The sequence below is a fragment of the Kribbella antiqua genome, assembly GCF_004345665.1.
GTDB lineage: Bacteria > Actinomycetota > Actinomycetes > Propionibacteriales > Kribbellaceae > Kribbella > Kribbella antiqua.
The window spans coordinates 806,986-830,125 of the sequence record NZ_SLWR01000001.1; the positions used below are offsets into that span (position 1 = coordinate 806,986).

The window sequence follows — 23,140 nt, forward strand, 5'->3', positions numbered from 1 at the left end:
GACCCGGTGAGCGACGGACCCGAGTGCTCCACCAGGGAGCACTCAGTGGGCCGGATTGATGTCCTTGGACCAGAGAACGGTGCCGTAGAGGTTGCGCAGTGACGCCGTGAACACGCCCGACCGTGGGTCGATCGCAACATGACCGAAGAACTGGTTGCCGCCGCTCGGCGGCTGGTTGGCGAAGTCGGCCGCCTTCACGAACTCGACCTTCGGCCCGAACGTCGGGTCCAGCGAGTTCGGCCCGAACGTGCCCGCGTTGATCGGCCCGGCGACGAGCTCCCAGAACGGGTCGAAGTCGGTGAAGGCCGCGCGCGACGGGTCGTAGTGGTGCGCGGCGCAGTAGTGCACGTCGGCGGTGAGCCAGATCGTGTTCCGCACCTTGCGCTTCTTGAACTGGCTGAGCACCCAGGCGATCTCGTGCTCGCGTCCACCCGGCGAACCGCCGACGCCGTTCGCGACCGCCTCGATCAGCGGACCGTCCGGCACCAGCAGCCCGAGCGGCATGTCGCTGGCGATCACCTTCCAGGTCGCCTTCGACGCGGCGACCTCGCGGACCAGCCAAGCAGCCTGCTCGGCGCCGAGCATGTCGACCGGTCCGGCAGTGTCCGGCGTCGGGTTGGCACCGCGATACGTCCGCATGTCCAGGCAGAACACGTCGAGCAGCGGCCCGTAGCTCACCTTCCGGTAGATCCGGCCCTTTCCAGCCGAGTGCTCCATCGGCAGGTACTCCAGGAACGCCTTCCGCGCGCGGGCCGCGAGTACGTCGACCCGCTTCTCCGTGTACCGGTCGTCGGTCAGGATCTCGCCCGGGTACCAGTTGTTCACCGTCTCGTGGTCGTCCCACTGGCTGATCAGCGGCACCTCGGCGTACAGCGCGCGGACGTTGTCGTCGAGCAGGTTGTACTTGTACCGGCCGCGGTACTCGGCCAGCGTCTCGGCGACCTTCGACACCTCCTCGGTCACCACGTTCTTCCACACGGTGCCGTCGGCAACTTTCACCTCGGCCTGGATCGGGCCGTCGGCGTAGATGTTGTCGCCGGAGTGCAGGAAGAAGTCGGGCCGGCTCTGATGCATCGCCTTGTACGCCGCCATGCCGCCGAGCTCCGGGTTGATCCCCCAGCCCTGCCCGGCGGTGTCGCCGGTCCAGACGAAGGACACGCCGCGGGTGCGTCCCGGCGTACTGAAGGAACCTTCGAGGGACTCGCCGCAGCGGCCGTCGGCGTCCTCGAACGCGATCCGGTAGTCGTAGTGCTGGCCCGGACGCAGGCCCTTCAGCGGCAGCTGGGCGGTGAAGTCCTCGTCGGGCCCGGTGATCGGGCCGCGCAACCGGATCGCCCGGTCGAACCGGCCGTGGCTGGTCAGGTCGACGACCAGCCGGGCGCGGCGGTCCGTCCGCGACCACACGACGGCCGAGTTCGAGGTGACGTCACCCGTGGCGATGCCGGACGGCAGAGTGGGCCGGTCGCGGCGGACGAGGTTGGGCGTCGCGGCGGCGACAGCTGGCACGGCCAGGGACGCGCCGGCGACGGTGGATGCGGCCAAGAGCTGGCGGCGGCTCAAGTTCATGACCCGAAGGTGCTCCGCCACGATGACGGCCAGGTGACGGTCGGGCGAACTGGGCACCAAATCACCCGCTGGACATCAGCTTGCGTGTCGCAGCCGCGCGTGGTTCCGTTGAAGGAGTTAAGCCACCTTCTCGTGGCGCTGCCCCGGACCCGGTAGCGCATCGACCGATGCACTCCCGGACTGGGGCGTTGTCATGTCACAGCTTGTCGCGGACGATCACAATCCGCAGGGGCCGCAGCAGCGGTACACGAACCTCTATACCGACCTCGCCCGGACCGTGCGTGAGCTCGGACTGCTCCGGCGACGACGCGGGTACTACTGGATCCGCATCGGCTTGGTGATAGCAGCTTTCGCCGGAGTCTGGGTCGGTGTCGGCCTGCTCGGCAACTCCTGGCTGCAACTGCTGATGGCCGGAGCGCTGGCCCTGGTCCTCACCCAGGTCGCGTTCCTCAGCCACGACGGCGCGCACCGGCAGATCTTCGACTCCGCGGCCTGGAACGACTGGACCGCGCGCCTGCTGGGCGGTGGATTGATCGGCATGAGTTCCAGCTGGTGGCGTTCGAAGCACAGCCGCCACCACCAGGCTCCGAACCAGCTGGATCATGACCCGGACATCGGCGCCGGAGTCTTGGCCTTCACACCCGCGGACGTCGAGGAACGCACCGGCCTGCGCGGCTGGCTGACTCGTCGTCAGGGCTGGTTGTTCTTCCCGCTGCTCACGCTGGAGGGCCTGAGCCTGTACGTCGCGAGCCTGCGCCATCTGCTCCGCCGGTCGGCGACGAGGGTCGAACGGATCGAGGCCGCGATCATCCTGACCCGGCTCGGCGGCTACCTCACCGTGCTGCTCCTGCTCCTGCCGATCGGCAAGGCCGGCGCATTCCTCGGCTTGCAGCTGGCCTTGTTCGGGGTCTGCCTCGGCGGCTCGTTCGCTCCCAACCACAAGGGCATGCCGCTGGTGCCGAAGACGATGAAGCTCGACTTCCTGCGTCGCCAGGTGCTGATGTCGCGCAACATCCGTGGCGGCGTGATGGTGGACTTCGCGATGGGCGGCCTCAACTACCAGATCGAGCATCACCTGTTCCCGAGCATGCCCCGGCCGACGCTACGAAAGGTCCAGCCGATCGTGCGCGAGTACTGCGAACTGCACGGCGTGAAGTACACCGAGGTCGGCCTGTTCACGTCGTACCAGATCGTCATCGGCTACCTGAACAACGTCGGGCTCCGGGCCCGCGACCCGTTCGAGTGCCCGCTCGTCGCGCAGTTCCGGGGCTAGCACTTTGCCAAGGCGACCTCGCCGGTCCATCTCACCGCACGCCCGACGTCATGCCAGGGCCTGATGATGAAGTGGTGAGCGCCCAACAGCGGTACGCCAGCCTCTACACGGATCTGCTCCGGACGGTGCGCGAACTCGGCTTGATGCGGCGCCGCCAGGGCTACTACTTCACACGGTTCAGCCTGGTTCTCGCCGCCTTGCTGGCGATCGCCGCGGGCATGATCCTGCTCGGCGACTCCTGGTATCAGCTTCTCCTGGCCGCCGCGTTGGCACTCGTCCTCGTCCAGGTCGCGTTCCTCAGTCACGACAGCGCCCACCAGCAAGTCTTCGACTCACCTGTCCGGAACGACTGGACGGCACGCATCCTGGCGGGCGCGATCGCCGGCATGAGTGTCAGTTGGTGGCGGAACAAGCACTCCAGGCACCACGCGGCGCCGAACCAGGTGGACAAGGATCCCGACGTACAGCTCGATGCGATCGCCTTCACCCCCGGCGCGGTCGCGAAGCGCGGGAGGCTGGGTCAGTGGATCGCCGCGCGGCAGGGCTGGCTCTTCTTCCCGCTCCTCACGCTCGAGGGGATCGGCCTGCATTCGTCGAGCGTGCGGCACCTGCTGCGCCGCGACGCGAGCCGACTGGAACGGGTCGAGGCGGCGGTCGTGGTGTCGAGGATCAGCGGCTACGTCGCCGCGCTGTATGTACTACTCCCAGTCGGTAAGGCCAGCGCCTTCCTCGGCCTGCAGCTCGCGGTGTTCGGCCTCTGCCTCGGTGCCGCGTTCGCGCCGAATCACAAGGGCATGCCGCTCGTCCCGGCCGGCATGAAGCTGGACTTCCTGCGTCGCCAGGTCCTGATGTCGCGCAACATCCGTGGCGGTGTCCTGACCGACTTCGCCCTGGGCGGCCTGAACTACCAGATCGAGCATCACCTGTTCCCGAGCATGCCCCGGCCGACGCTACGAAAGGTCCAGCCGATCGTGCGCGAGTACTGCGAACTGCACGGCGTGAACTACACCGAGGTCGGACTGTTCACGTCGTACCGGATCGTCGTCGACTACCTGAACAACGTCGGGCTCAGAGCGCGGGATCCGTTCGATTGCCCGCTCGCCGCGCAACTGCGGAGCATCAGCCCCCCGGTGGGATCTCGCCTGAGCCCCGAATCGTCAGCTTGACCGGCACGCGGACGGTTCGACCGGGGCGGTGTGGCTCTGGCAACCGCTCGGTCATGAGCTGGATCGCCGTACGCGCCATGACGTCCGCGGACTGCGCCACCGCGGTCAGCCCCGGGCTGAGCAGATCCCCGAGCGCCAGGTCGTCGAACGACACCAGCGCGACCCGGTCCCGCCGGCCGGCCAGGCCACGCAGGACCTCGGCCGTCGTCATGTTGTTTGCCGACAGCAACGCAGTGGCCGGCTCCGGACGATCCAGTACGGCGGACAGCGTGATGCCGATGCCCTCGGTCGTCGGCTCGGACAGGTGGACCAGGTCCTCGTCCACCTCGATCCGGTGCCGGGCCATCGCAGCCCGGTAGGCGACGACGCGTTCGCGGGCGGTGAAGATCCGCTCGTCGTCACCCAGGTACGCGATCCGCCGGTGGCCCTGCCGGACCAGGTGGTCGATCGCCTGGTCGATACCGCCGGCGTTGTCCGCGAGTACGGCGTCGGCCTCGATCCCGTGCGCCGGCCGGTCGATCGTAACCACGGCCATCCCGGCGTCGACGTGCGGCGCGAGGTAGTCCTGGGTCTCACCGATCGGCGCCATGATCAGCGCGTCCGGCCGGCGGGCGACGAACTCGAGGCAGACGTCGCGTTCGCGCTCCGGGTCTTCGTCGGTGAGGCCGATCATCACCACCGAGCCCGACGAGCGAGCCCACAGCTCGACCGCCCGGCCCAGTGAGGCGAAGAACGGGTCGCCGATGTCGCGGATGACCACCGCGATCGTCCCGGTCCGGCCCCGGCGCAGCATCCGGGCGGACTCGTTCGGCGTGTAGTTCAGTTCCTTGATCGCGGCCTGGACCTTGGCGGTCAGCTCCGGGCTGACGTTGGGCTCCTCGTTGACCACCCGGGAGACCGTCTTCAGCGCGACACCGGCCCGGGCCGCGACCTCCTTCATCGTGGGTCGGCGCTGCCCGGCACCATTCACCGTCGTACTCATGCCCGACCCACCCCTCTCAGCTTTCGGCTCAGCTTTCGACGACGACCGGGATGATCATCGGGCGGCGGCGGTGGGTGTCACTGACCCACTTGCCGACCACCCGGCGGATCACCTGCTGCAGCTGGTACATGTCGTCCACCCCGGTGCCGATGGCCTTGGCGATCTCCGCCTCGATCTTCGGTTTCAGGTCGTCGAAGACAGTGTCGTCCTCGGCGAACCCGCGAGCGTGGATTTCCGGTCCTGCCGTCAGTTTGCCGGTCACGGAGTCCATCACGGCGATGACCGAGATGAAACCCTCGTCACCGAGGATCCGGCGGTCCTTCAGCGAGGTCTCGGTGATGTCGCCGACGGTCGACCCGTCGACGAAGACGTACCCGCAGTCGACCTTGCCGCTGACCACGGCCTTGCGGTCGATCAGGTCGACCACCACACCGTCCTCGACGACGACCACGTTCTGCCGTGGGACGCCGGTCTGGACGGCCAGGTCCGCGTTCGCGTGCAGGTGCCGGATCTCGCCGTGTACTGGCATCACGTTGCGCGGCTTGACGATGTTGTAGCAGTACAGCAGCTCGCCGGCGCTGGCGTGGCCGGAGACGTGCACCAGCGCGTTGCCCTTGTGGATGACGTTCGCGCCGTGCCGGGTCAGCCCGTTGATCACCCGGTAGACCGAGTTCTCGTTGCCGGGGATCAACGACGACGCGAGTACGACGGTGTCGCCCGGCTGGAGCTGGACCACGTTGTGGTCGTTGGCCGCGATCCGGGACAGCGCCGACATCGGCTCGCCCTGGGAACCGGTCGAGACCAGCACGACCTGCTCCGGCGGGTAGTTGTCCAGCTCGCGCATGTCGATCAGCGTGTCGCCGGGCACGGTGAGGAAGCCGAGATCACGGGCCACGCCCATGTTGCGGACCATCGACCGGCCGACGTACGCGACCTTGCGGCGATGCTTGACCGCCGCGTCCATCACCTGCTGGACCCGGTGCACGTGCGAGGCGAAACAGGCGACGATGATGCGCTGGTTCTTCGCGTTGGTGAAGACCCGGTCCAGCACCGGCGCGATGTCGCGCTCGTGGGTGGTGAAGCCGGGCACCTCGGAGTTGGTGGAGTCGACGCAGAACAGGTCCACGCCCTCCTCGCCGAGCCGGGCGAACGCGCGCAGGTCGGTGATCCGGTTGTCCAGCGGCAACTGGTCCATCTTGAAGTCGCCGGTGTGCAGCACCAGGCCGGCCGGCGTACGAATGGCAACCGCGAGCGCGTCCGGGATGGAGTGGTTGACGGCGATGAACTCGCAGGCGAACGGGCCGATCTGGAGAGACTCGCCCTCGACGACGGTCTGCTGCGGCACGTTGCGGTGCCGGTGCTCCTTCAGCTTGCCCTCGAGCAGCGCGAGCGTGAGCTGGGACCCGATGACCGGGATGTCCCCCCGTTCGCGCAGCAGGTAGGGCAGGCCGCCGATGTGGTCCTCGTGGCCGTGCGTGAGTACGACGGCGACAATGTCGTGCAGCCGGTCCCGGATCGGCTGGAAGTCCGGCAGGATCAGGTCCACGCCGGGCTGGTTCTCGTCCGGGAACAGGACGCCGCAGTCGACGACGAGCAGCTTGCCGTCGTACTCGAACACCGTCATATTGCGGCCGACCTCGCCGAGGCCGCCGAGCGGGATCACCCGCAAAGCGCCCGGGGCCAGTGGTCCGGGCGCGTCGAGATCTGGATGGGGATGGCTCATGCAATCAGTCCTGCCGTCTTGAGGTCGGTGGTGAGCCAGTCCACTTGCTCGGCGGTCGCCTCAACCAACGGCGACCGGAGTGTCGCGTGCTCGATGACGCCGGCCAGCTTGAGCGCGGCCTTCACCATGATGGCGCCCTGGGTCCTGGTCATGATCGCTTCGACGGCGGGCACCATCCGTCGGTCGATCTCCTGTGCGGTGGCGAGGTCGCCGGCCACCACGGCGTCGATCAGCTGCCGGTACGGCTCACTCGCGACGTGCGCGACGACGCTGGCGATCCCGACCGCGCCGATCGCGAGCATCGCGAGGTTCAGCTCGTCGGCACCGCAGTAGTAGAACAGATCGGTGTTCGCCAGCACCTTGGTGGTCCCGGCGAGGTCGCCCTTGGCGTCCTTCACCGCGACGATCCGCGGGTGCTCGGCCAGGCCGATCAGCGTCTCGGTCTTGATCTCCACCCCGGCCCGGCCGGGGATGTCGTACAGCACGTTCGGCAGGCCGGTGGCGTCCGCGACCGCGGTGAAGTGCGCGCGCAGACCGTCCTGCGGAGGCTTGTTGTAGTACGGCGTGACGACCAGCAGCCCATCCGCACCGGCGGCCTCGGCCTGCTTCGCACACTCGACGGTGTGCGCGGTGTCGTTGGTGCCGACGCCGGCGATCACCTTGGCGCGGTCGCCGATCGCCTCCAGCACCGCCTTGACCAGCTGGACCTTCTCCTGGTCCGAGGTGGTCGGGGCCTCACCGGTCGTCCCGTTGATGATGAGTGCGTCGTTGCCACGGTCGACCAGGTAGGTGGCCACCTTCTGCGCAGCATGGAGATCGAGCGAGCCGTCAGGCCGGAACGGGGTGATCATCGCCGTCGTCAGGCGGCCGAAAGGCAGCGCCCGAGAGGCAGATTCTGCTGCTGAGGACATGGGGCTCAGGTTACCGCTCCGAAGCCTCGGAGAAATGAGTAGGCCTGGTGGCTGTCCGCTCGGGGGTCCGGGCAGCCACCAGGCTCACTCGTCCTATCGGGCTGGCCCCCGGACTCGTTACAGCTTCCGGCAAAAAAGTCCGGAAAAAATTCTGTGAATACTCTTCGTCGATGATCATCGCTCACTGTAGTCAAATCCGACCCAAGCTGTCTAGACCAACCGGCATCTCGAGCGCGCCGGCTTACCTCTCGGCCAGCCAGACCGAGGTTGCGGTGAAGAGGTGCTCGACGATGCCCAGGCCGCCGGGAAGCAGTACGACGCCCGCGGCCAGCAGGAGCGGCGCGATCAGCAGGTGCTCGACCCAGCCGCCGGTGCGGAAGCGGAGCAGCCGCGGCAGGCGGATCTCGAACCAGGTCTCGCCACGGATCGGCAGCGGCCAGAGCCAGGGACAGCCTGAGCGGGTCAGGCTGTCGCCGAGACAGTGCACGAACATGCCGAGTGCGACGGACAATCCGATCCAGCCGCCGATTTCGCTCAGACCCGCTTGTACGGCGTCGGCGGCCGTCGTACCGGGGAGCGCCGTACCGGAGACGGACCAGGCGGCGGCGCCGAGGACCGCGACGAGCAGCCAGTCGCCGAGGACGTCGGCTGCTAGGACGAAGCCGGCGACGGCGACCGCTAGTACTGCCCATTTGCCGCGGTCGCCTGCGGTGGCGGCGAGCATTCCGAGCGCTATGGCAGCGGCGAGGGTGTGGGTCGCGTGGCGGTGCTTGCCGGTGCCTTCTTCGTCGCGCGGGCCCTTGGTGGCGTTGTAGAGGACGCCGGAGAACGCGCGTACCGCTGTGGAAACGATGCGAGTCAAAGGCCCGAGCAGGCGTGACGCGCGAGCGCCCGGGTGATCCAGGTCCGGCACCAGCGCGTAGCCGGCGGTCGCCGCGGCGAACGGAACCACCTCCGCCACCGAATGCAACCCGATCATCGGCGCCACCACCAACCCGGCACACCACCCCGACAAAGCATGCGACCGCCCCATCATCGTGTGCCCCACTCCCTCCAGCGACGGACCCACATCCTCCCAACCGAACCTCTCGTCCCTCTGCCGCCACGCGGGTGCTTCGCCACCCCATGCGTCACACCGGCCGAGACTCGGCTTTGCATAATCATGCAAAGCAGTGCATACTTTTCCTGTGTCTAAGGTGCTTACGTCATTGCCTGTTGGTGAGCGGGTCGGGATCGCGTTCTCGGGCGGTCTCGATACGTCGGTTGCGGTTGCGTGGATGCGGGACAAGGGAGCGATCCCCTGCACCTACACCGCGGACCTCGGTCAGTACGACGAGCCCGACATCGCCTCCGTCCCGGGTCGCGCGACGGCGTACGGCGCCGAGATCACCCGCCTGGTGGATTGCCGCGAGGCGCTGGTCGAGGAAGGGCTGGCCGCGCTGGCTTGTGGCGCGTTCCACATCCGCTCGGGCGGACGCACGTACTTCAACACCACCCCGATCGGGCGGGCCGTCACCGGCACGCTGCTGGTCCGGGCGATGCTGGAGGACCAGGTCGGGATCTGGGGTGACGGGTCGACCTTCAAGGGCAACGACATCGAGCGGTTCTACCGGTACGGCCTGCTGGCGAACCCGCAGCTGCGGATCTACAAGCCGTGGCTGGACGCGCAGTTCGTGCACGAGCTCGGTGGCCGGAAGGAAATGTCCGAGTGGCTGGTCGCGCACGGCCTGCCGTACCGGGACAGCACCGAGAAGGCGTACTCGACCGACGCCAACATCTGGGGTGCCACCCACGAGGCGAAGACGCTGGAGCACCTCGACACCGGGATCGAGACCGTCGACCCGATCATGGGCGTGAAGCACTGGGACCCGAACGTGGAGATCCCGGCCGAGGACGTCACCATCGGGTTCGAGCAGGGCCGGCCGGTGACGATCAACGGCAAGGAGTTCGGCTCCGCGGTCGACCTGGTGCTGGAGGCGAACGCGATCGGCGGCCGGCACGGCCTGGGCATGTCGGACCAGATCGAGAACCGGGTGATCGAGGCCAAGAGCCGGGGCATCTACGAGGCTCCGGGCATGGCGCTGCTGCACTCGGCGTACGAGCGGCTGGTGAACGCGATCCACAACGAGGACACGCTGGCGAACTACCACAACGAGGGACGGCGGCTCGGGCGGCTGATGTACGAAGGCCGCTGGCTCGACCCGCAGTCGCTGATGCTGCGGGAGTCCTTGCAGCGGTGGGTCGGTACGGCGGTGACCGGTGAAGTCACGCTGCGGCTACGGCGGGGCGAGGACTACTCGATCCTCGACACCACCGGCCCGGCGCTCAGCTACCACCCGGACAAGCTGTCGATGGAGCGGATCGAGGACTCCGCGTTCGGCCCGGTCGACCGGATCGGCCAGCTGACCATGCGGAACCTGGACATCGCCGACTCCCGCGCGAAGCTCGAGCAGTACGCCGGCCTCGGCATGTTCGGCAGCACCAACCCCGCCCTCGCCTCCTCCACCGACCTCATCGGCCCCATGCCCACCGGCGGCGCCGAAGCCATCGCCTCCCGCGGCGAAGCCACCAAGCAAGACGAACTCCTGGACCGAGCCGCAATGGAAGCCGGCACCGACTGATCCACCAGCCCGCAAACAGCCAACCTCATCAGGTGGAGGTTGGCTGTTTGCTTCAGGCATCGAAGTCGAGGGTGACTTTGGGGGTTGTTGGGTGGGATTGGCAGGTCAGGACGTAGCCCGCGCGGATTTCGTCGGGTTCCAGGGCCCAGTTGGTGTCCATCCGGACTGAGCCTTCGATGACCTTGGCGCGGCAGGTGCCGCAGACGCCGCCCTTGCAGGCGAAGGGGGCGTCCGAGCGTACGGCGAGAGTCGCGTCGAGGACGGCCTTGGAGTGTTCGGCCAGGGCGAAGGTCGACCGGCGGCCGTCGAGGATGACTGTGACCTCGGCGGCGTCCTCGTCGACGGCGACCGATTCGACCGGCGCGGCCGGGGCCTCGTCGCCGACGTGGAACAGCTCGGCGTGGACGTGCTCGCGCGGCACCCCGCGGCCCAGCAGCAACTCCTGCGCTCCGACGACCATCGCGTACGGACCGCACAGGAACCACTCGTCGACCGTCTCGATCGGCAGGATCGTCGCGAACATCCGGCCCAGCCGCTCGGCGTCGATCCGCCCGCTGAACAGCTCCACCTCGGTCGACTCCCGCGACAGCACATGCACCAGGTGGAGTCGCTCGGCGTACACATCCTTCAAATCGGCCAGCTCGTCGGCGAACATCACCGACCCGGCCGTCCGGTTGCCGTAGAGCAACGTGACGCGGCTCTCCGGTTCCGTTGCAAGGATGGTTGCCACCAGCGACAGCACCGGCGTGATTCCACTGCCGGCGGCGACGAAGGCGTAATGCTTCGCGTTCGCCGGATCGAACGTCGTACCGAAGCGGCCGAGCGGTGTCATCACCTCGAGCACGTCACCGGGCTTCAGCTCATGCGCCGCGTACGCCGAGAACTCGCCGCCCGGGATCCGCTTCACCCCGATCCGCAGTACGCCCGATCCTTCGCGCGAGCAGATCGAGTAGCTGCGCCGGACGTCTTCGCCGGTACGACGAATGGTCAGGTGCTGACCGGCACTGAACTCGTAGTCGGCAGCCAACTCCGGCGGCACCTCGAAGGTGATCGCCACCGAGTCGTCCGTGATCGCCTCGACAGCCGCAACCTTCAACGGATGAAAGACCGCCCGCCGCCGGGCCACAGTCGTCGTCATCACAACGCCTTGAAGTGATCGAAGGGCTCACGGCACGCATTGCACCGCCACAGCGACTTGCACGACGTGGATCCGAAGCGACTCAGCTCAGTCGTGTCCGGCGAACCACACAACGGGCACCGAACAGTCAGGCTCAAGAAGACAGCACCCCGTCCGGTCGGCGGAGCGATCCCGTACTCGACCAGCTTCGCCTTACCCGACTCACTCATCCAGTCCGTCGTCCACGCAGGCGACAACACCGTCTCGACCCTGCCGTCGACACCCAGACTGTTCAGCGTCAGCTCAACCTCGTGCCGGATCACGTCCATCGCCGGACAGCCGGAGTACGTCGGTGTGATCGTCACGACGACCTCGTCACCCTCATGACGGACCCCCCGCAGTACGCCGAGGTCCGCGATCGTCAGCACCGGCACCTCCGGGTCCGCGACCTCGCCCACGGCCTCGAGGATGGCTGTGTCCGTCACCATGTCGCCCCCGGATGCGAACGCGCCACATGCTGCAGCTCCGCGAGCAGATACCCCAGGTGCTCCGTGTGCCGACCAGTGCGACCACCACTGTGCTGGTACGACGCGACAGGCCGGCTGCAGGTGGATTCGTCGATCACAGCCATCACCCGGCGCTCCCACTCGGCCTGCAGCGTCGACGGGTCCACGGCGACCGCAAGACGTCGTACGAGATCATCCGACTCGAACATCTCCGCGGTGTAAGGCCAGAGCGCGTCAAGACCCGCCTGCATCCGGCGATGGCTCTCCTCGGTGCCGTCGCCGAGCCGCAGTACCCACTGGGTCGCGTGGTCGACGTGATACGCGACCTCCTTGACCGCCTTCCCCGCGACACCGGCCAGCATCTCGTCAGCGCAGCCACGCAGCTCTTCGTAGAGCAGATGCTGGTACGTCGCGAAGTACAGCAGCCGGGCCATGGCGTGCGCGAAGTCGCCGTTCGGGAGTTCGCACAGCTGGAGGTTGAGGAAGTCGCGCTCGTCCCGGAAGTAGGCGAGGTCGTCCTCGGACCGGTCCGCGCCTTCGACCTGACCGGCGTACTGCAACAGTGATCGTGCCTGGCCGAGCTGGTCGAGTCCGATGTTGCCGAGGGCAACGTCCTCCTCGAGCTGCGGAGCGGCGGCGATCCACTCGGCGGTGCGCTGCGCCGCGATCAACGCGTCGTCGCCGAGCCGGAGCGTGTAGACAAACAGATCGTTCACAGGTGCTCGACGCCTTCCGGGACCTGGTAGAAGGTCGGGTGACGGTAGACCTTGTCGCCGGCCGGGTCGAAGAACTCGTCCTTCTCGTCCGGCGAAGACGCGGTGATGTCGGCGGCGCGCACGACCCAGATCGACACGCCCTCCTGCCGGCGGGTGTAGACGTCGCGCGCGTTGCGCAACGCCATCGTCGCGTCCGGCGCGTGCAGGCTGCCCACGTGCGTGTGCGACAACCCGCGGCGCGAGCGGACGAACACCTCCCACAGTGGCTCGATCATGCCGCGCTCCCCTCACGCCGCGAAGCTTGCTTGCCGGCATACGCAGCTGCGGCCTCGCGGACCCACGCACCGTCCTCATGCGCCTTCACCCGATGCGCGAGCCGCTGCTGGTTACACGGACCGTTGCCCTTCACCACGTCGTACAGCTCGGTGTAGTCCGGCTCGGTGAAGCGGTAGTGCCCGGTCTCCTCGTCGTACGACAGACCCTCGTCCGGGACCTTCAAGCCGAGTACGTCGGCCTGTGGGACGGTCATGTCGACGAAGCGCTGGCGGAGTTCGTCGTTGCTGTGCCGCTTGATCCCCCACGCCATCGACTGCTCCGAGTGCGTGGACGCGGAGTCTGGCGGCCCGAACATCATCAGCGAAGGCCACCACCAACGATCCAGCGCGTCCTGCGCCATCGCCTTCTGCGCCGGAGTGCCGTTGCACAATGTGTGCAGGATCTCGAACCCCTGCCGCTGGTGGAACGACTCCTCCTTGCAGACCCGGACCATCGCCCGCGCGTACGGTCCGTAGGAGCAGCGGCAGAGCGGGACCTGGTTGACGATCGCGGCGCCGTCGACGAGCCAGCCGATCGCGCCGATGTCGGCCCAGGTCAGCGTCGGGTAGTTGAAGATGCTGGAGTACTTCTGCCTGCCGCTGTGCAGCAGGTCGAGCAGGTCGGCCCGATCCACCCCGAGCGTCTCGGCGGCGGCGTACAGGTAGAGGCCGTGGCCGGCCTCGTCCTGCACCTTGGCCATCAGGATCGCCTTGCGGCGCAGCGACGGCGCGCGGCTGATCCAGTTGCCCTCCGGCTGCATGCCGATGATCTCGGAATGCGCGTGCTGCGCGATCTGCCGGATCAGGGTCTTGCGGTACCCCTCCGGCATCGCGTCCCGCGGCTCGATCCGGCCGTCGGCGTCGATGGTCGCCTGGAAGCTGTCCATGCCGGCCAGCATAGCCGAGATGTGACACTTTCTCGCCAGATCAACGAGAAGTGTCACAAAGTCGGACGGGGTGGTGCTAGGTCCACCGTTCGAAGTGGTGTCAGCGCGGTGGGTTGCGGGCAGCTCACCCGGGAGGATTTCGAGTAACAGTTCATGACTTACACAGTTTCTCGAAAGGGGTGGATGACGCCATGTCCCCAACGAATACAGTCCCGCAGGCTCTCCCGGCCGTCGATCACCGCGGGCCGGTCACCGCCCGCGAGCGTGCACTCGCGCCCGACTTGATCCGCGGCGCGATGCTGCTGCTGATCGGCCTGGCCAACAGCGCCAACTTCGCCTTCGCCGGCCAGCCCGGCGTGGACGGTACGCCGCACGGCTTCGAACGCATCCTCAACTTCGTCAAGCTCACCTTCGTGGATGCGCGGGCGTACCCGGTATTCGCGGTGATGTTCGGCTACGGCCTGGTCCAGCTCGCCCGGCGGCAGCGATCGGCCGGGGCGACGCCGAGCGCCGTACGGAAGGTGCTGCTGAAGCGGAACAGTTGGCTGATCGCCTTCGGCGCGGTGCACGGGACGCTGCTGTACTTCGGCGACTTCCTCGGCGCCTACGGCATCGTCGGCATCATCTGCACGCTGCTGCTGCTCAACCGCGGCGACAAGTTCCACCGGATCGTCATCGGCATCTGGATCCTTGAAGTCCTGATGGTGCTGTACGCCGGCTTTCAGTCCGTCGTCGCCGTACTGAACAGCCGTGGTCCGGCTCAGCCGCTCACGAACAGCCCGAACCCGTCGTTGGCCGCTTCGTCGTACGGCGCGAGTCTGGTCGACCGGCTGCACGAGTACCCGCTGCACACCGCCACCGTGATCCCCTTCCTCATGGTCGTCTGGCTCGGCATCTGGGCCGCCCGCAAGCAGATCCTGGAGAATCCGGCCGCGCACCGCGGCCTGCTCAAGGGAATCGCCTGGGTCTGCATGAGCATCACGATCCTTGGTGGTCTTCCGCTCGCGCTCGTCGGCGCCGGCTGGCTGCACGTCGACGCGGCCGCGGTCGATTCGCTGAGCTACCTCTCCCACCTCAGCGGGATGTTCGGCGGGCCCGGCTACATCGCTCTGTTCGGCCTGCTGGTCGCGCGGTTGACCCGGCAGACGTTGCCGGTCCGGGCGATCTCGGCGCTCGGTCAGCGGTCGCTGTCGGGGTACCTGTTCCAGTCGGTTTGCTGGATGGCGCTGCTGGCGCCCTTCACCCTCGACCTTCGTTTCGGGAGTACGGCGTACACCGCGGCGCTGATCGCGATCGGCGTCTGGGTCACCTCGGTGGCCGGCGCCTACGCGATGGCCAAGCGCTCCTACCGCGGCCCAGCCGAGACGCTGCTCCGCCGCCTCGTCTACTGACCTTGAGCACCCATCAACCACTTTCCGTACCCGGATTCTGGTTGGTGGGTGCTCAAGGTCGTCTCCCGGCGGCGGGCGGGGGCGGAGGGTTTGGGAGGATGGTGCACGTGAGCGACTTCGGCGTACCGGAACCTGCCAACCTCTCCGAGCTGTCCGGCTCGGGCGAAGCCCCGGTGGCGGAGACGAGTGTGCGGCTGGCGCTTCCCGCCGAGGCGAACGAGATCGGCGAGATCCAGGTCGCCGCCTGGCGGAACGCGTACGCCGGTCTACTGCCGGCCGATGTACTCGCGGATCTGAACCCAGCCCAGTTCGCCGCCCAATGGCGGGCCGCGCTGCTCGCGCCGGGCGAGGCCCGCAACCGGGTGATGGTCGCCCTGGCCGAGCGGACGCTGGTCGGCTTCGCCGCGATCACGCCGTCGGACGATCCGGACGCCGATCCGCGGCGGGACGCGCTGATCGCCGAGCTCGCGATCAAGCCGGAGGCGACCCGCGCCGGCCACGGCTCACGACTGCTGAACGCGGTCGTCGACACTGCCCGCGCCGACGGCTTCGGCCGCGTCACCGTCTGGGTCAACTCGACCGACGACGTCCTCCGCGCCTTCTACACCGAAGCCGGCTGGGCCCCCGACGGCGCCCACCGCGAACTCGACCTCTACGGCGACGAATCAGTCCGCATCAAACAAATCCGCCTCCACACCGACCCCGGCGCCAGCTGATCCCGACGGCCCTCAGGCCAGACAGAACTCGTTGCCCTCGGGATCGTGCATGACGAGGTGGTCGTCGTGGTCGATGGCGATGGTTGCGCCGAGGGTGGTCAGGCGGTCGGCTTCTTTTTCGATCGCCGTACGGCGGTCGGCGCCGGTGAGGCCGGGGGCGACTTTGATGTCGAGGTGGACGCGGTTCTTGAGCTGCTTCGATTCGGGGACCTGGAGGAAGAAGATGTCCGGGCGGCTGCCGCGTTCCTTGTCGACCAGGGTGCGGCCGAGATTTCGCTGATCGACCGGGATGTTGTTGGCATCGGCCCATTCGTCCCAGGTCGCGAAGCCGTCGGGCACGCCGGTTGGGAAGTCGTAGCCGCCGAGTGCCGCCATCCAGAACCGCGCCACCCGGTCCGGATCCGCGCAATCGAAGACGATGTGAAGGTCAAACGCGGGCATCGAAGGTCCTCTGGCCGGCTCGGTACAGATCACGTAGAAGGCAGATCTCGGCGCCGTGATGGATCGCCTCGCGGTTGATGTGGACTATCAGCCCGAGCATCGAGTCCTTCGCGAACATATTGCCCTTCGGCCCGAGCGGCTGCTGCAACTCCTCAGCACTGAGGCCCCGGATCCCCGCGCGCCATCGCCCGTACCAGTGTTCGAGGAACGCGAGCCCGTCGGCCGCCGTACCGGGCAACTCCGCCGGGATGTGCCGCGGATCGAACATGTCGGCATCGTCGCGCCCATCGCCAAAGAACGTGTTCACCCTGGTGGCGAAGCAGCCGACCCCGACATGCACCAGCCGCCAGGCGATGGTCGTCAGCGGCGGCGGGTCCGGCGTCGGATCCTCGTGGTCGACCACGAACCGCCCATCCTCATCCGGCCGCACCGACCACGCACCGTCGGCTGGCTCCCAGAAGTACTCGTCGTCCGTCATCCCTTGCAACCGCGGCCACAAATGAAAGTCCCAGTAGAACTCCAGTTGCCCGATCACCAAGTCACCGCAGTCAGTCATCCAACACTCCCCAGCTCCGTCGACATGAGAGCACTCTGACACCCCTAGCGGACAGAGTCAGTCCGCTATCCCGCTGGATTACTGGGGCGGCTCAGCGGCACTGGACCGAAGCGCCTAGCAGATGGTGGATTGGCGACGGGCCGGGGGTGGTGCTCGACGGCTTAGGACTGGCATGACAGATTGTCACGGTCCGATCACGCATGGCCATCCCGTGGAGTCTGCATGAAGTACCTAACCCTGGCCGTCGGCCTAGGGCTATCCGCCGCTGCTGTTCTCGTCGTACCGGGCTCCGGTGCGACCGCCTCGGTCGAACAGGCGACTGTGGTCGACCGGGCTCATCCGGTCGCCAGCCGGTACCTGAAGCAGAAACCGGTGTGGAAGAAGTGCGGCGACGAGGAACTCCGGACGTACTGCGCCAAGATCACCGCACCGCGCGACTGGGCCAACCAGTACTCGGGCAATGACATCGAGATCGCGGTCAGCAAGGTCGCGCCGAAGAAGGGCAAGCCGAGCCGGGTCGTGTTCGGCAACCCCGGCGGACCAGGTGGAGCCGGGCTCGGCATGGCGCCGTACCTGGCCAGCCAGGCACCGCTCGCCAAAGACCACCTGGCCGTCGGCTTCGACCCGCGCGGCACCGGTGACAGCAGCAACGTCAGCTGCCAGGGCGCACCGCAGTACACGATGGACGCGCGCGACCGCGACCCGTGGAGCCTCAACCTGATCCAGGCGGCCTCCCAGCTCAGCCAGCCGTACTGCGACCGGCAGTCCCGCGGCCTGCTCCCCTACGTGAACACCGCACAGACCGTGCAGGACATGGACCTGATCCGCCAGCTTCTCGGCTTCGACAAGATCGACTTCGTCGGCTACTCCGGCGGCACCTGGATGGGCGCGTACTACCAGACGTACTTCCCCGAGCACGTCGGCCGGTTCGTGCTCGACTCCAACACCGACTTCACCCGGCCGTGGCTCGACACCTTCACCGCGCAGCCGCAGGGGTTCGAGCGCCGGTTCCGCGAGGACTTCGCGCCCTGGGCGGCCAAGTACGACGCCAAGCTCAAGCTCGGGCAGTCACCCGGCGCAGTCATCCGGACCTACAACCGGCTCCGGACGGCGCTGAAAAAGCAGCCGGCGGTCGAGGAGTTCCTGGACGGCGCGGTGAAGATCAGCTACGACCAGAACACCCTGGACGAGATCGTCACCGGGGATATGTATACAAAAGAGGACTTCTATTCGCTGGCGATCGACCTGGCATTTCTGCGCGACCTTTCCGTGGCCCAGACAAAGGGCGGTCCGCGGGCCGCACAACGCAAGGTCGACGCACTGCCGCTGGCCCGCCAGCAGGAGCTGGTACGACGTGCGTCCCGCGACACGATCGGCCTCAGCCCACTCGGCCGTACTGTCGGCGACGACGCCGAGGGCGCGACGTTCACCGCGGTGACGTGCAACGACACCCCCTGGCCGCAAGGCCGCGAGTACGGCGATCAACTGGCCGCCCGGCTCGGTCCGCACTACCCGTTGCTCGGCTGGGGCATGAACGAGAACCCGTGCTTCTACTGGAACCGCCCGGAGCTGAACATGCCGCAGCCGACTGGCAAAGGGCTGCCCACAACGCTGATGGTGCAGTCGGTCCACGACCCCGCGACCAACTACTCGCTCGCCGCGGACGCCCACAGCCGGTACGCCGGATCGCGACTGCTCACCATCACCAAAGAAGGTGACCACGGCATCTACGGCGGCGTGAACAAGTGCGCGGACAAGATCATCAACACGTTCCTCACCACCGGCAAGGCACCGGCCAAGGACGCCGCCTGCGTCGGCGAAGGCATCCCGGCGCCGTCGATGCCACCGCCGGGCGCCGAGTACGCCGAAGCCGGCCAGCCCGGGTACGCCGATGCCGCGCCACTGCGCCGGATCGCGGGATTCACCAAGGCGGTCTCCGGCTATTTGCAGTAATTTCGAGCCGAACCAGCGCTTGACCAGGCAAAGGCGGGCGGGAAAAGCGGTGAATTCGGCCGCCTTTTCCTTACACACGGAAAGGCCCCGATTACCGTCCGCCCGGACTTTCGTTGTCAGGACAAATTTGTCAGGGCGATGTCAGGGTTGCGTCCCTGTGCGACAGAGCGTGATAACGGCAACCTTGTGTCAGCGCGGAGGAGCCAGACGTCGACCGGGAGGGCTCGACGAATGGCGGAAGCGCCAACGGGGCTTCGGCCGGCTGTGAGGTGGGGGGACTGCCTGGGGGGTCAGACAGAGGACACAGTCGGCCGGGTCTCGTATCCGCGCCCGCAGATCCCTCGCGGGGTACCGTCGATCCCCCAGGTCGTGGTGCTCCGCGAGGCTCCATCCGATCAGCAGCCCTGGTGGACTGCTGATCGGTTGCTCTATGTGGAGAGCCTGCCGGTGCGGTCGGGTTGGTCGGCACTCGGAGGCGGGTAGCCATCGGCTACCGCGGCCAGTGGTGCGGCGCGGCCGGCGGACCAGGCGGCGCGGAAGGCGCGGTGGTCAAGCGACTGTTCGACAGCCTGCCGAGTAGCCGTGTGGTCCGGCTTCTCCACCTCCGGCACCGGTGCGCCGATGACCTCGCGGACAGCATCCGCCGCACCAAGCAGGAAAGCGGCGTACTCGCCTCTCCCCCGCTGTTGGGCGACGGTCGCCAGCTCTTCCAGCACACTCGCGGAGCGCCAGCGGTCACCCAGGTCCCGGTGCTCGGCAAGGCTTTCGTCCAGCAGATGTACGGCGCGCTCGGTCAAACCCCGGCGTCGCTCGACGATGCCGAGCTGGTTCAGCGACCAGGCGACACCCTCGCGGTACCCGAGCCGCTGCGACAGCGCCAGGCTCTCCTGCAGCAGGTCCTCGGCCTCCACCAGCTCACCGCTGTACTGCGCGATGGTCCCCAGGCTGATCAGCGCCCACGCGATGCCTTCACCATCGCCGAGCTCCTTGAAGCTGTCCCGCGCCTGGCGGCAGCGCCGGGCACCAAGCTCCAGATCACCACGCAGCCAAGCGACGAACCCGAGGTGGTTGTGCGCCCACGCCATCCCCGACCGATCCCCGAGACTCTCGTACAGGTCGAAGCTCTGGCAGTGCAGGTCCTCCGCGCTCTCGTAGTCGCCACGTTCGCGGGCGACTCCACCCAGCCGTTGCAGCACGAGCGCCGTACCGGCTGCGTCGTCCAAGTCCCTGTACTGCGCCAGTGCGCGCTGCAGGCGCTCAGTCGCTGCGTCGTACTCGCACTGGAGGAAGGCGAGCATTCCGGCACCCAGGCTCGCCTTTGCGTACGCAGGAGCCAGTCCGGCCATGTCTGAGCCCGGCACCGAGTCCGCGAGCGTCAGTGCACGCTCCAGCCACTGGCTGCCCTCAGCGTAGTGGCCGCGCAGGTAGCAGAACAGCCAGAGCCCGCCCGCCAGACGCAGTGCCTCGCTGACCGATCGGGTGCGAAGTGACCAGGCCATGGCCGCCCGGAGGTTGTCCAGCTCGCGGTCCAGTCGTTCGAGCCACTCCCCCTGGTCTGCACCGCGCAGATGGCTCTCGGCCTCCTCGACCAGGCTGATGTAGAAGTGCGCGTGCCTCCGGGCCGCTTCGTCCGCCATGCCGGCGGCGGCCAGCCGATCGGAGGCGAACTCACGGATCACCGCGAGCATGTAGTAGCGAGCGACTCCGCTGCGCCGGATCACCCGGATCAGCGACTTGTCCGCCAGCCGGCCAGTCAGGTCCAGCGCTTCAGCCCGCTCCAGCGGACCAGGTGAATCCTGCCCGGACATGACTGTCGCGGCAGCGCTCAGCGTCCAGCCTCCGACGAACACGGACAGCTGCGCGAACACCTCCCGCTCCGCCGGTGTCAGTAGGTCATGACTCCACTCGATCGCGCCGTACATGGACTGCTGCCGCGGCGACGCCGTACGTGAGCCGCCGGAGAGGATGCCGAACGACGTCTCCAGCTCGCTCGCCAGCTCCTCGATCGTCATCACGTTCGTACGCGCGGCAGCCAGCTCGATGGCGAGCGGCATGCCCTCCAGTCGCCGGACCACCCTGGCGACGTGATCGATCTGGCCGGTGGGGTCGTAGCCGCGTGCCGTGGCCCGCTCGACGAACAACTGCACCGCCGCCGACGACTCGAGCTGATCCTCGTCGTACGGCAGAGCCAGCGCCGGTACGACGTACACGCTCTCGCCCGGCACCCGCAGGAGCTCGCGGCTGGAGGCGAGGATCGACAGGTTCGGGCAGTACTCCAGGAGTGCATTGCAGACCTGACCGACGGTCGCGACTACGTGCGAGCAGTTGTCGATGACGAGGAGGACATGGCGGCGTCCGATCCGCTCGGCGATGTCCTCCACGAGCCGCGAGTTTTCGGCTGAGTGCAGACCGACTGAGGCCGCGATGGCAGGAGTCACCGCAGCCGGGTCCGCGATGGTGGCGAGCGGCACCCAGCAGAGGCCGTCGTCGAAGCGGTCCGAGAGCGCAGCAGCGAGTGCGATGGTCAGGCGAGTCTTACCCACTCCGCCCGGACCGGTGAGGGTCAGCAGGCGGGTGAGGTGCTCGCCAAGCAAGCGTTTGGTGGCGGCGAGTTCGGTGGCGCGACCGATGACTTCGTTCGTCGGTACGGGCGCCTGGCGCATCGGCGGCCGGGCGGCTTCGGTGTCACGCCGAGCGGTTGCGGTGAGCTTCGCCCGGTCCGGACCGCTCAGCCGCAGGGCGTCGGCGAGCAGGCGAAGGGTGTGTGCTCTGGGCGCGCGTCGGCGACCCCGCTCCAACGCCGCGATCGCGTCGACACTCAGACCGGCCAGCTCGGCCAACGCCTCCTGCGACAGCCCGGCCTCACGCCGGTGCCTGCGCAACAGGCCACCGAATCCCGTCCCCTGCATGTCGTCCGAGCCGCGGCGAGACCCGTCTGATGGCACAGGACGGCTCCACCCAGTCTCCGACCTCCGCGTGGCGGTCACCACGCATGTCTTGAAAGTATCCCGTTTTCACACCGCGTTGTCAGTTACATCGGCCCGGCTTGTCCGGCAACTGGGCGGTAGCCAAGACGTAGCTAAGACGCCGCGTCGCGCTGCGCGATGGCCTTGCGCATGGTGCTGCGGGCCCGTTTGCGGTCGCCGGCGGCGTCGTACGCGGTGGATAGCCGGAACCAGACGCGCCAGTCGTCCGGGCTGGCTTCGGCCTCGGCCTTGTACTTGAGGAAGGCCTCGTCCGCCGCGGCGCGGTCGATCCGGCCGGACGGGCGGCGCGGCAGATCGTCCACCGGCAGACCGCCCGCCGCCTCGAGTTCACGAGCCAGCGCCTCGGTCTGACGGCCGAACTGCAACTCCCGCCAGACCAGGTACGCGCCGACCACAGGAATGACCAGTACGGCGATGCCGAGCCCGATCGCGACCGGGTCGCCGGTGCCGATCAGCAAGACCCCGCGCCAGCCGAGCAGGGCGGCGTACGCGACGAAGACGACCGCGATCACGATCGCCGCCCGCTTAGCACTCATTTCAGTCGAGGTCCATGAAGTGCTCGAGGCCGACGGTCAGGCCGGGCGTGCCGCTGATCCGCCGTACGCCCAGAAGCACGCCGGCCATGAAGGAGACCCGGGCCATCGAGTCGTGGCGGATGGTCAGCGTCTCGCCGGTGTCGCCGAACAGGACCTCCTGGTGCGCGATCAGGCCGCGCAGGCGCACGCCGTGCACCCGGATCCCCTCGACGTCCGCGCCACGGGCGCCGTCCAGTGACGTCGTGGTCGCGTCCGGGATCGGCCCCGACCCGGCCTCCGCGCGGGCTGCGGCGATGAGCTCGGCGGTACGACGCGCCGTACCGGACGGAGCGTCGACCTTGTCCGGGTGGTGCAGCTCGATGATCTCGACCGACTCGTAGTAGCGCGCGGCCTTCGCAGCGAACTGCATCATCAGTACGGCGCCGATGGAGAAGTTGGGCGCGATCAGGACACCAGTGCTGGGGCTGGCTTCGAGCCACGTCCGGAGGGTCGAGAGGCGAGACTCGTCGAACCCGGTGGTGCCGACGACCGCGTGGATGCCCTGCTCGATGCACCACTCCAGGTTGTCCATCACGACCTCGGGTCGGGTGAAGTCGACCACCACCTGAGCGCCGGCCTTGGTCAGCTCCTCCAGCTCGTCGGCTTGGTCCAGCCGCGCGACCAGCTCGCAGTCGTCGGCCTCCTCCACCGCGAGGCACGTCTGAGCGCCCATCTTGCCCTTGGCCCCCAGCACACCGACCTTGATCATCCGCACCCTTTCAGCTCGAGCTCCTCGGCC

At 67.8% G+C, this 23,140-nt stretch carries 21 protein-coding genes; 6 read left to right on the forward strand and 15 right to left on the reverse strand.

Annotation, left to right across the window (positions count from 1 at the left end; translation table 11 throughout):
* Nucleotides 1-42 precede the first annotated feature (42 nt).
* A complete protein-coding gene (locus EV646_RS03935) occupies nt 43-1,566 on the reverse strand; it encodes an alkaline phosphatase D family protein (RefSeq protein ID WP_132143911.1) in 1,524 nt (507 codons plus the stop codon).
* A 193-nt stretch (nt 1,567-1,759) separates the two neighbouring features.
* On the opposite strand from EV646_RS03935, the gene EV646_RS03940 reads away from it, so the two are divergent.
* Nucleotides 1,760-2,839, forward strand: coding sequence for a fatty acid desaturase family protein (locus EV646_RS03940; RefSeq protein ID WP_132143913.1), 1,080 nt, complete (start codon nt 1,760-1,762; stop codon nt 2,837-2,839).
* Between the two features lie 74 nt (nt 2,840-2,913).
* Nucleotides 2,914-4,005 (forward strand): acyl-CoA desaturase, encoded by a 1,092-nt coding sequence (locus EV646_RS03945; protein ID WP_241995250.1) that lies wholly within the window; start codon nt 2,914-2,916, stop codon nt 4,003-4,005.
* Here the strand turns inward: EV646_RS03945 and EV646_RS03950 are convergent.
* From EV646_RS03950 to EV646_RS03965, 4 genes are all read right to left on the reverse strand, one after another.
* On the reverse strand, nt 3,959-4,987 hold the full coding sequence (locus EV646_RS03950; RefSeq protein WP_132143917.1) for a LacI family DNA-binding transcriptional regulator: 1,029 nt from the start codon (nt 4,985-4,987) through the stop codon (nt 3,959-3,961). The two genes, EV646_RS03945 and EV646_RS03950, sit on opposite strands and share 47 nt — an antisense overlap.
* A 28-nt stretch (nt 4,988-5,015) precedes the next feature.
* Nucleotides 5,016-6,710: a ribonuclease J gene (locus tag EV646_RS03955; RefSeq protein WP_132143919.1), complete on the reverse strand. Its 1,695-nt coding sequence runs from the start codon at nt 6,708-6,710 to the stop codon at nt 5,016-5,018.
* Nucleotides 6,707-7,621 carry a 4-hydroxy-tetrahydrodipicolinate synthase gene (gene dapA, locus EV646_RS03960; RefSeq protein ID WP_132143921.1) on the reverse strand — a complete coding sequence of 305 codons (915 nt, stop codon included), beginning with the start codon at nt 7,619-7,621 and terminating at the stop codon, nt 6,707-6,709. Before dapA ends, EV646_RS03955 begins: the two co-directional genes overlap by 4 nt.
* A 241-nt stretch (nt 7,622-7,862) precedes the next feature.
* Nucleotides 7,863-8,657, reverse strand: coding sequence for a metal-dependent hydrolase (locus EV646_RS03965; protein ID WP_338419240.1), 795 nt, complete (start codon nt 8,655-8,657; stop codon nt 7,863-7,865).
* Between the two features lie 151 nt (nt 8,658-8,808).
* Here EV646_RS03965 and argG point away from each other — a divergent pair, with 151 nt between their 5' ends.
* Nucleotides 8,809-10,242 carry an argininosuccinate synthase gene (gene argG, locus EV646_RS03970; RefSeq protein ID WP_132143923.1) on the forward strand — a complete coding sequence of 478 codons (1,434 nt, stop codon included), beginning with the start codon at nt 8,809-8,811 and terminating at the stop codon, nt 10,240-10,242.
* A gap of 52 nt (nt 10,243-10,294) precedes the next feature.
* On the opposite strand, the gene paaE is transcribed toward argG, so the two are convergent.
* From paaE to paaA, 5 genes are read right to left on the reverse strand one after another with little or no spacing between them, the layout of a single operon-like run.
* The gene (gene paaE / locus EV646_RS03975) at nt 10,295-11,380 is read right to left on the reverse strand and encodes a 1,2-phenylacetyl-CoA epoxidase subunit PaaE (protein ID WP_132143925.1); all 1,086 of its coding nucleotides are present in this window, start codon (nt 11,378-11,380) and stop codon (nt 10,295-10,297) included.
* Nucleotides 11,380-11,847: a 1,2-phenylacetyl-CoA epoxidase subunit PaaD gene (paaD, locus tag EV646_RS03980; protein ID WP_132143927.1), complete on the reverse strand. Its 468-nt coding sequence runs from the start codon at nt 11,845-11,847 to the stop codon at nt 11,380-11,382. The genes paaE and paaD overlap by 1 nt, the downstream gene beginning before the upstream one ends.
* Nucleotides 11,841-12,581, reverse strand: a complete 741-nt coding sequence (paaC, locus tag EV646_RS03985; protein WP_132143929.1) for a 1,2-phenylacetyl-CoA epoxidase subunit PaaC — start codon at nt 12,579-12,581, stop codon at nt 11,841-11,843. The genes paaD and paaC overlap by 7 nt, the downstream gene beginning before the upstream one ends.
* Nucleotides 12,578-12,856, reverse strand: a complete 279-nt coding sequence (paaB, locus tag EV646_RS03990) for a 1,2-phenylacetyl-CoA epoxidase subunit PaaB (protein ID WP_131351625.1) — start codon at nt 12,854-12,856, stop codon at nt 12,578-12,580. Before paaB ends, paaC begins: the two co-directional genes overlap by 4 nt.
* Complete coding sequence (gene paaA / locus EV646_RS03995) at nt 12,853-13,782, reverse strand: 1,2-phenylacetyl-CoA epoxidase subunit PaaA (RefSeq protein ID WP_241995254.1); 930 nt, start codon at nt 13,780-13,782, stop codon at nt 12,853-12,855. Before paaA ends, paaB begins: the two co-directional genes overlap by 4 nt.
* 191 nt (nt 13,783-13,973) lie before the next feature.
* On the opposite strand from paaA, the gene EV646_RS04000 reads away from it, so the two are divergent.
* Nucleotides 13,974-15,173 (forward strand): DUF418 domain-containing protein, encoded by a 1,200-nt coding sequence (locus tag EV646_RS04000; protein ID WP_132143933.1) that lies wholly within the window; start codon nt 13,974-13,976, stop codon nt 15,171-15,173.
* Nucleotides 15,174-15,271: 98 nt separating this feature from the next.
* Nucleotides 15,272-15,889, forward strand: coding sequence for a GNAT family N-acetyltransferase (locus EV646_RS04005; RefSeq protein ID WP_132143935.1), 618 nt, complete (start codon nt 15,272-15,274; stop codon nt 15,887-15,889).
* 12 nt (nt 15,890-15,901) lie between these two features.
* Here EV646_RS04005 and EV646_RS04010 read toward each other — a convergent pair whose 3' ends face one another.
* Both EV646_RS04010 and EV646_RS04015 read right to left on the reverse strand, forming a co-directional pair.
* A complete protein-coding gene (locus tag EV646_RS04010; RefSeq protein WP_132143937.1) occupies nt 15,902-16,330 on the reverse strand; it encodes a VOC family protein in 429 nt (142 codons plus the stop codon).
* Nucleotides 16,317-16,886 carry a DinB family protein gene (locus tag EV646_RS04015; protein WP_132143939.1) on the reverse strand — a complete coding sequence of 190 codons (570 nt, stop codon included), beginning with the start codon at nt 16,884-16,886 and terminating at the stop codon, nt 16,317-16,319. Before EV646_RS04015 ends, EV646_RS04010 begins: the two co-directional genes overlap by 14 nt.
* 222 nt (nt 16,887-17,108) lie before the next feature.
* Here EV646_RS04015 and EV646_RS04020 point away from each other — a divergent pair, with 222 nt between their 5' ends.
* The gene (locus EV646_RS04020) at nt 17,109-18,839 is read left to right on the forward strand and encodes an alpha/beta hydrolase (RefSeq protein ID WP_132143941.1); all 1,731 of its coding nucleotides are present in this window, start codon (nt 17,109-17,111) and stop codon (nt 18,837-18,839) included.
* A 428-nt stretch (nt 18,840-19,267) separates the two neighbouring features.
* Here the strand turns inward: EV646_RS04020 and EV646_RS04025 are convergent, their stop codons facing one another.
* The 3 genes from EV646_RS04025 to dapB form a co-directional block, all read right to left on the reverse strand.
* A complete protein-coding gene (locus EV646_RS04025) occupies nt 19,268-21,784 on the reverse strand; it encodes an ATP-binding protein (protein ID WP_241995256.1) in 2,517 nt (838 codons plus the stop codon).
* A gap of 134 nt (nt 21,785-21,918) precedes the next feature.
* Complete coding sequence (locus EV646_RS04030) at nt 21,919-22,362, reverse strand: hypothetical protein (protein ID WP_132143943.1); 444 nt, start codon at nt 22,360-22,362, stop codon at nt 21,919-21,921.
* Between the two features lies 1 nt (nt 22,363).
* Nucleotides 22,364-23,110 (reverse strand): 4-hydroxy-tetrahydrodipicolinate reductase, encoded by a 747-nt coding sequence (gene dapB, locus EV646_RS04035; RefSeq protein ID WP_199236771.1) that lies wholly within the window; start codon nt 23,108-23,110, stop codon nt 22,364-22,366.
* Nucleotides 23,111-23,140: the final 30 nt, after the last annotated feature.

Excerpts from the sequence above, each read along its gene's own strand:
- EV646_RS03935 (WP_132143911.1), bottom strand. The coding sequence starts at position 1,566 with ATGAACTTGAGCCGCCGCCAGCTCTTGGCCGCATCCACCGTCGCCGGC.
- EV646_RS03940 (WP_132143913.1), top strand. The coding sequence starts at position 1,760 with ATGTCACAGCTTGTCGCGGACGATCACAATCCGCAGGGGCCGCAGCAG.
- EV646_RS03950 (WP_132143917.1), bottom strand. The coding sequence starts at position 4,987 with ATGAGTACGACGGTGAATGGTGCCGGGCAGCGCCGACCCACGATGAAG.
- EV646_RS03955 (WP_132143919.1), bottom strand. The coding sequence starts at position 6,710 with ATGAGCCATCCCCATCCAGATCTCGACGCGCCCGGACCACTGGCCCCG.
- dapA (WP_132143921.1), bottom strand. The coding sequence starts at position 7,621 with ATGTCCTCAGCAGCAGAATCTGCCTCTCGGGCGCTGCCTTTCGGCCGC.
- EV646_RS03965 (WP_338419240.1), bottom strand. The coding sequence starts at position 8,657 with ATGATGGGGCGGTCGCATGCTTTGTCGGGGTGGTGTGCCGGGTTGGTG.
- paaE (WP_132143925.1), bottom strand. The coding sequence starts at position 11,380 with ATGACGACGACTGTGGCCCGGCGGCGGGCGGTCTTTCATCCGTTGAAG.
- paaD (WP_132143927.1), bottom strand. The coding sequence starts at position 11,847 with ATGGTGACGGACACAGCCATCCTCGAGGCCGTGGGCGAGGTCGCGGAC.
- paaB (WP_131351625.1), bottom strand. The coding sequence starts at position 12,856 with ATGATCGAGCCACTGTGGGAGGTGTTCGTCCGCTCGCGCCGCGGGTTG.
- paaA (WP_241995254.1), bottom strand. The coding sequence starts at position 13,782 with ATGGACAGCTTCCAGGCGACCATCGACGCCGACGGCCGGATCGAGCCG.
- EV646_RS04000 (WP_132143933.1), top strand. The coding sequence starts at position 13,974 with ATGTCCCCAACGAATACAGTCCCGCAGGCTCTCCCGGCCGTCGATCAC.
- EV646_RS04005 (WP_132143935.1), top strand. The coding sequence starts at position 15,272 with ATGGTGCACGTGAGCGACTTCGGCGTACCGGAACCTGCCAACCTCTCC.
- EV646_RS04010 (WP_132143937.1), bottom strand. The coding sequence starts at position 16,330 with ATGCCCGCGTTTGACCTTCACATCGTCTTCGATTGCGCGGATCCGGAC.
- EV646_RS04015 (WP_132143939.1), bottom strand. The coding sequence starts at position 16,886 with ATGACTGACTGCGGTGACTTGGTGATCGGGCAACTGGAGTTCTACTGG.
- EV646_RS04020 (WP_132143941.1), top strand. The coding sequence starts at position 17,109 with ATGAAGTACCTAACCCTGGCCGTCGGCCTAGGGCTATCCGCCGCTGCT.
- EV646_RS04030 (WP_132143943.1), bottom strand. The coding sequence starts at position 22,362 with ATGAGTGCTAAGCGGGCGGCGATCGTGATCGCGGTCGTCTTCGTCGCG.
- dapB (WP_199236771.1), bottom strand. The coding sequence starts at position 23,110 with ATGATCAAGGTCGGTGTGCTGGGGGCCAAGGGCAAGATGGGCGCTCAG.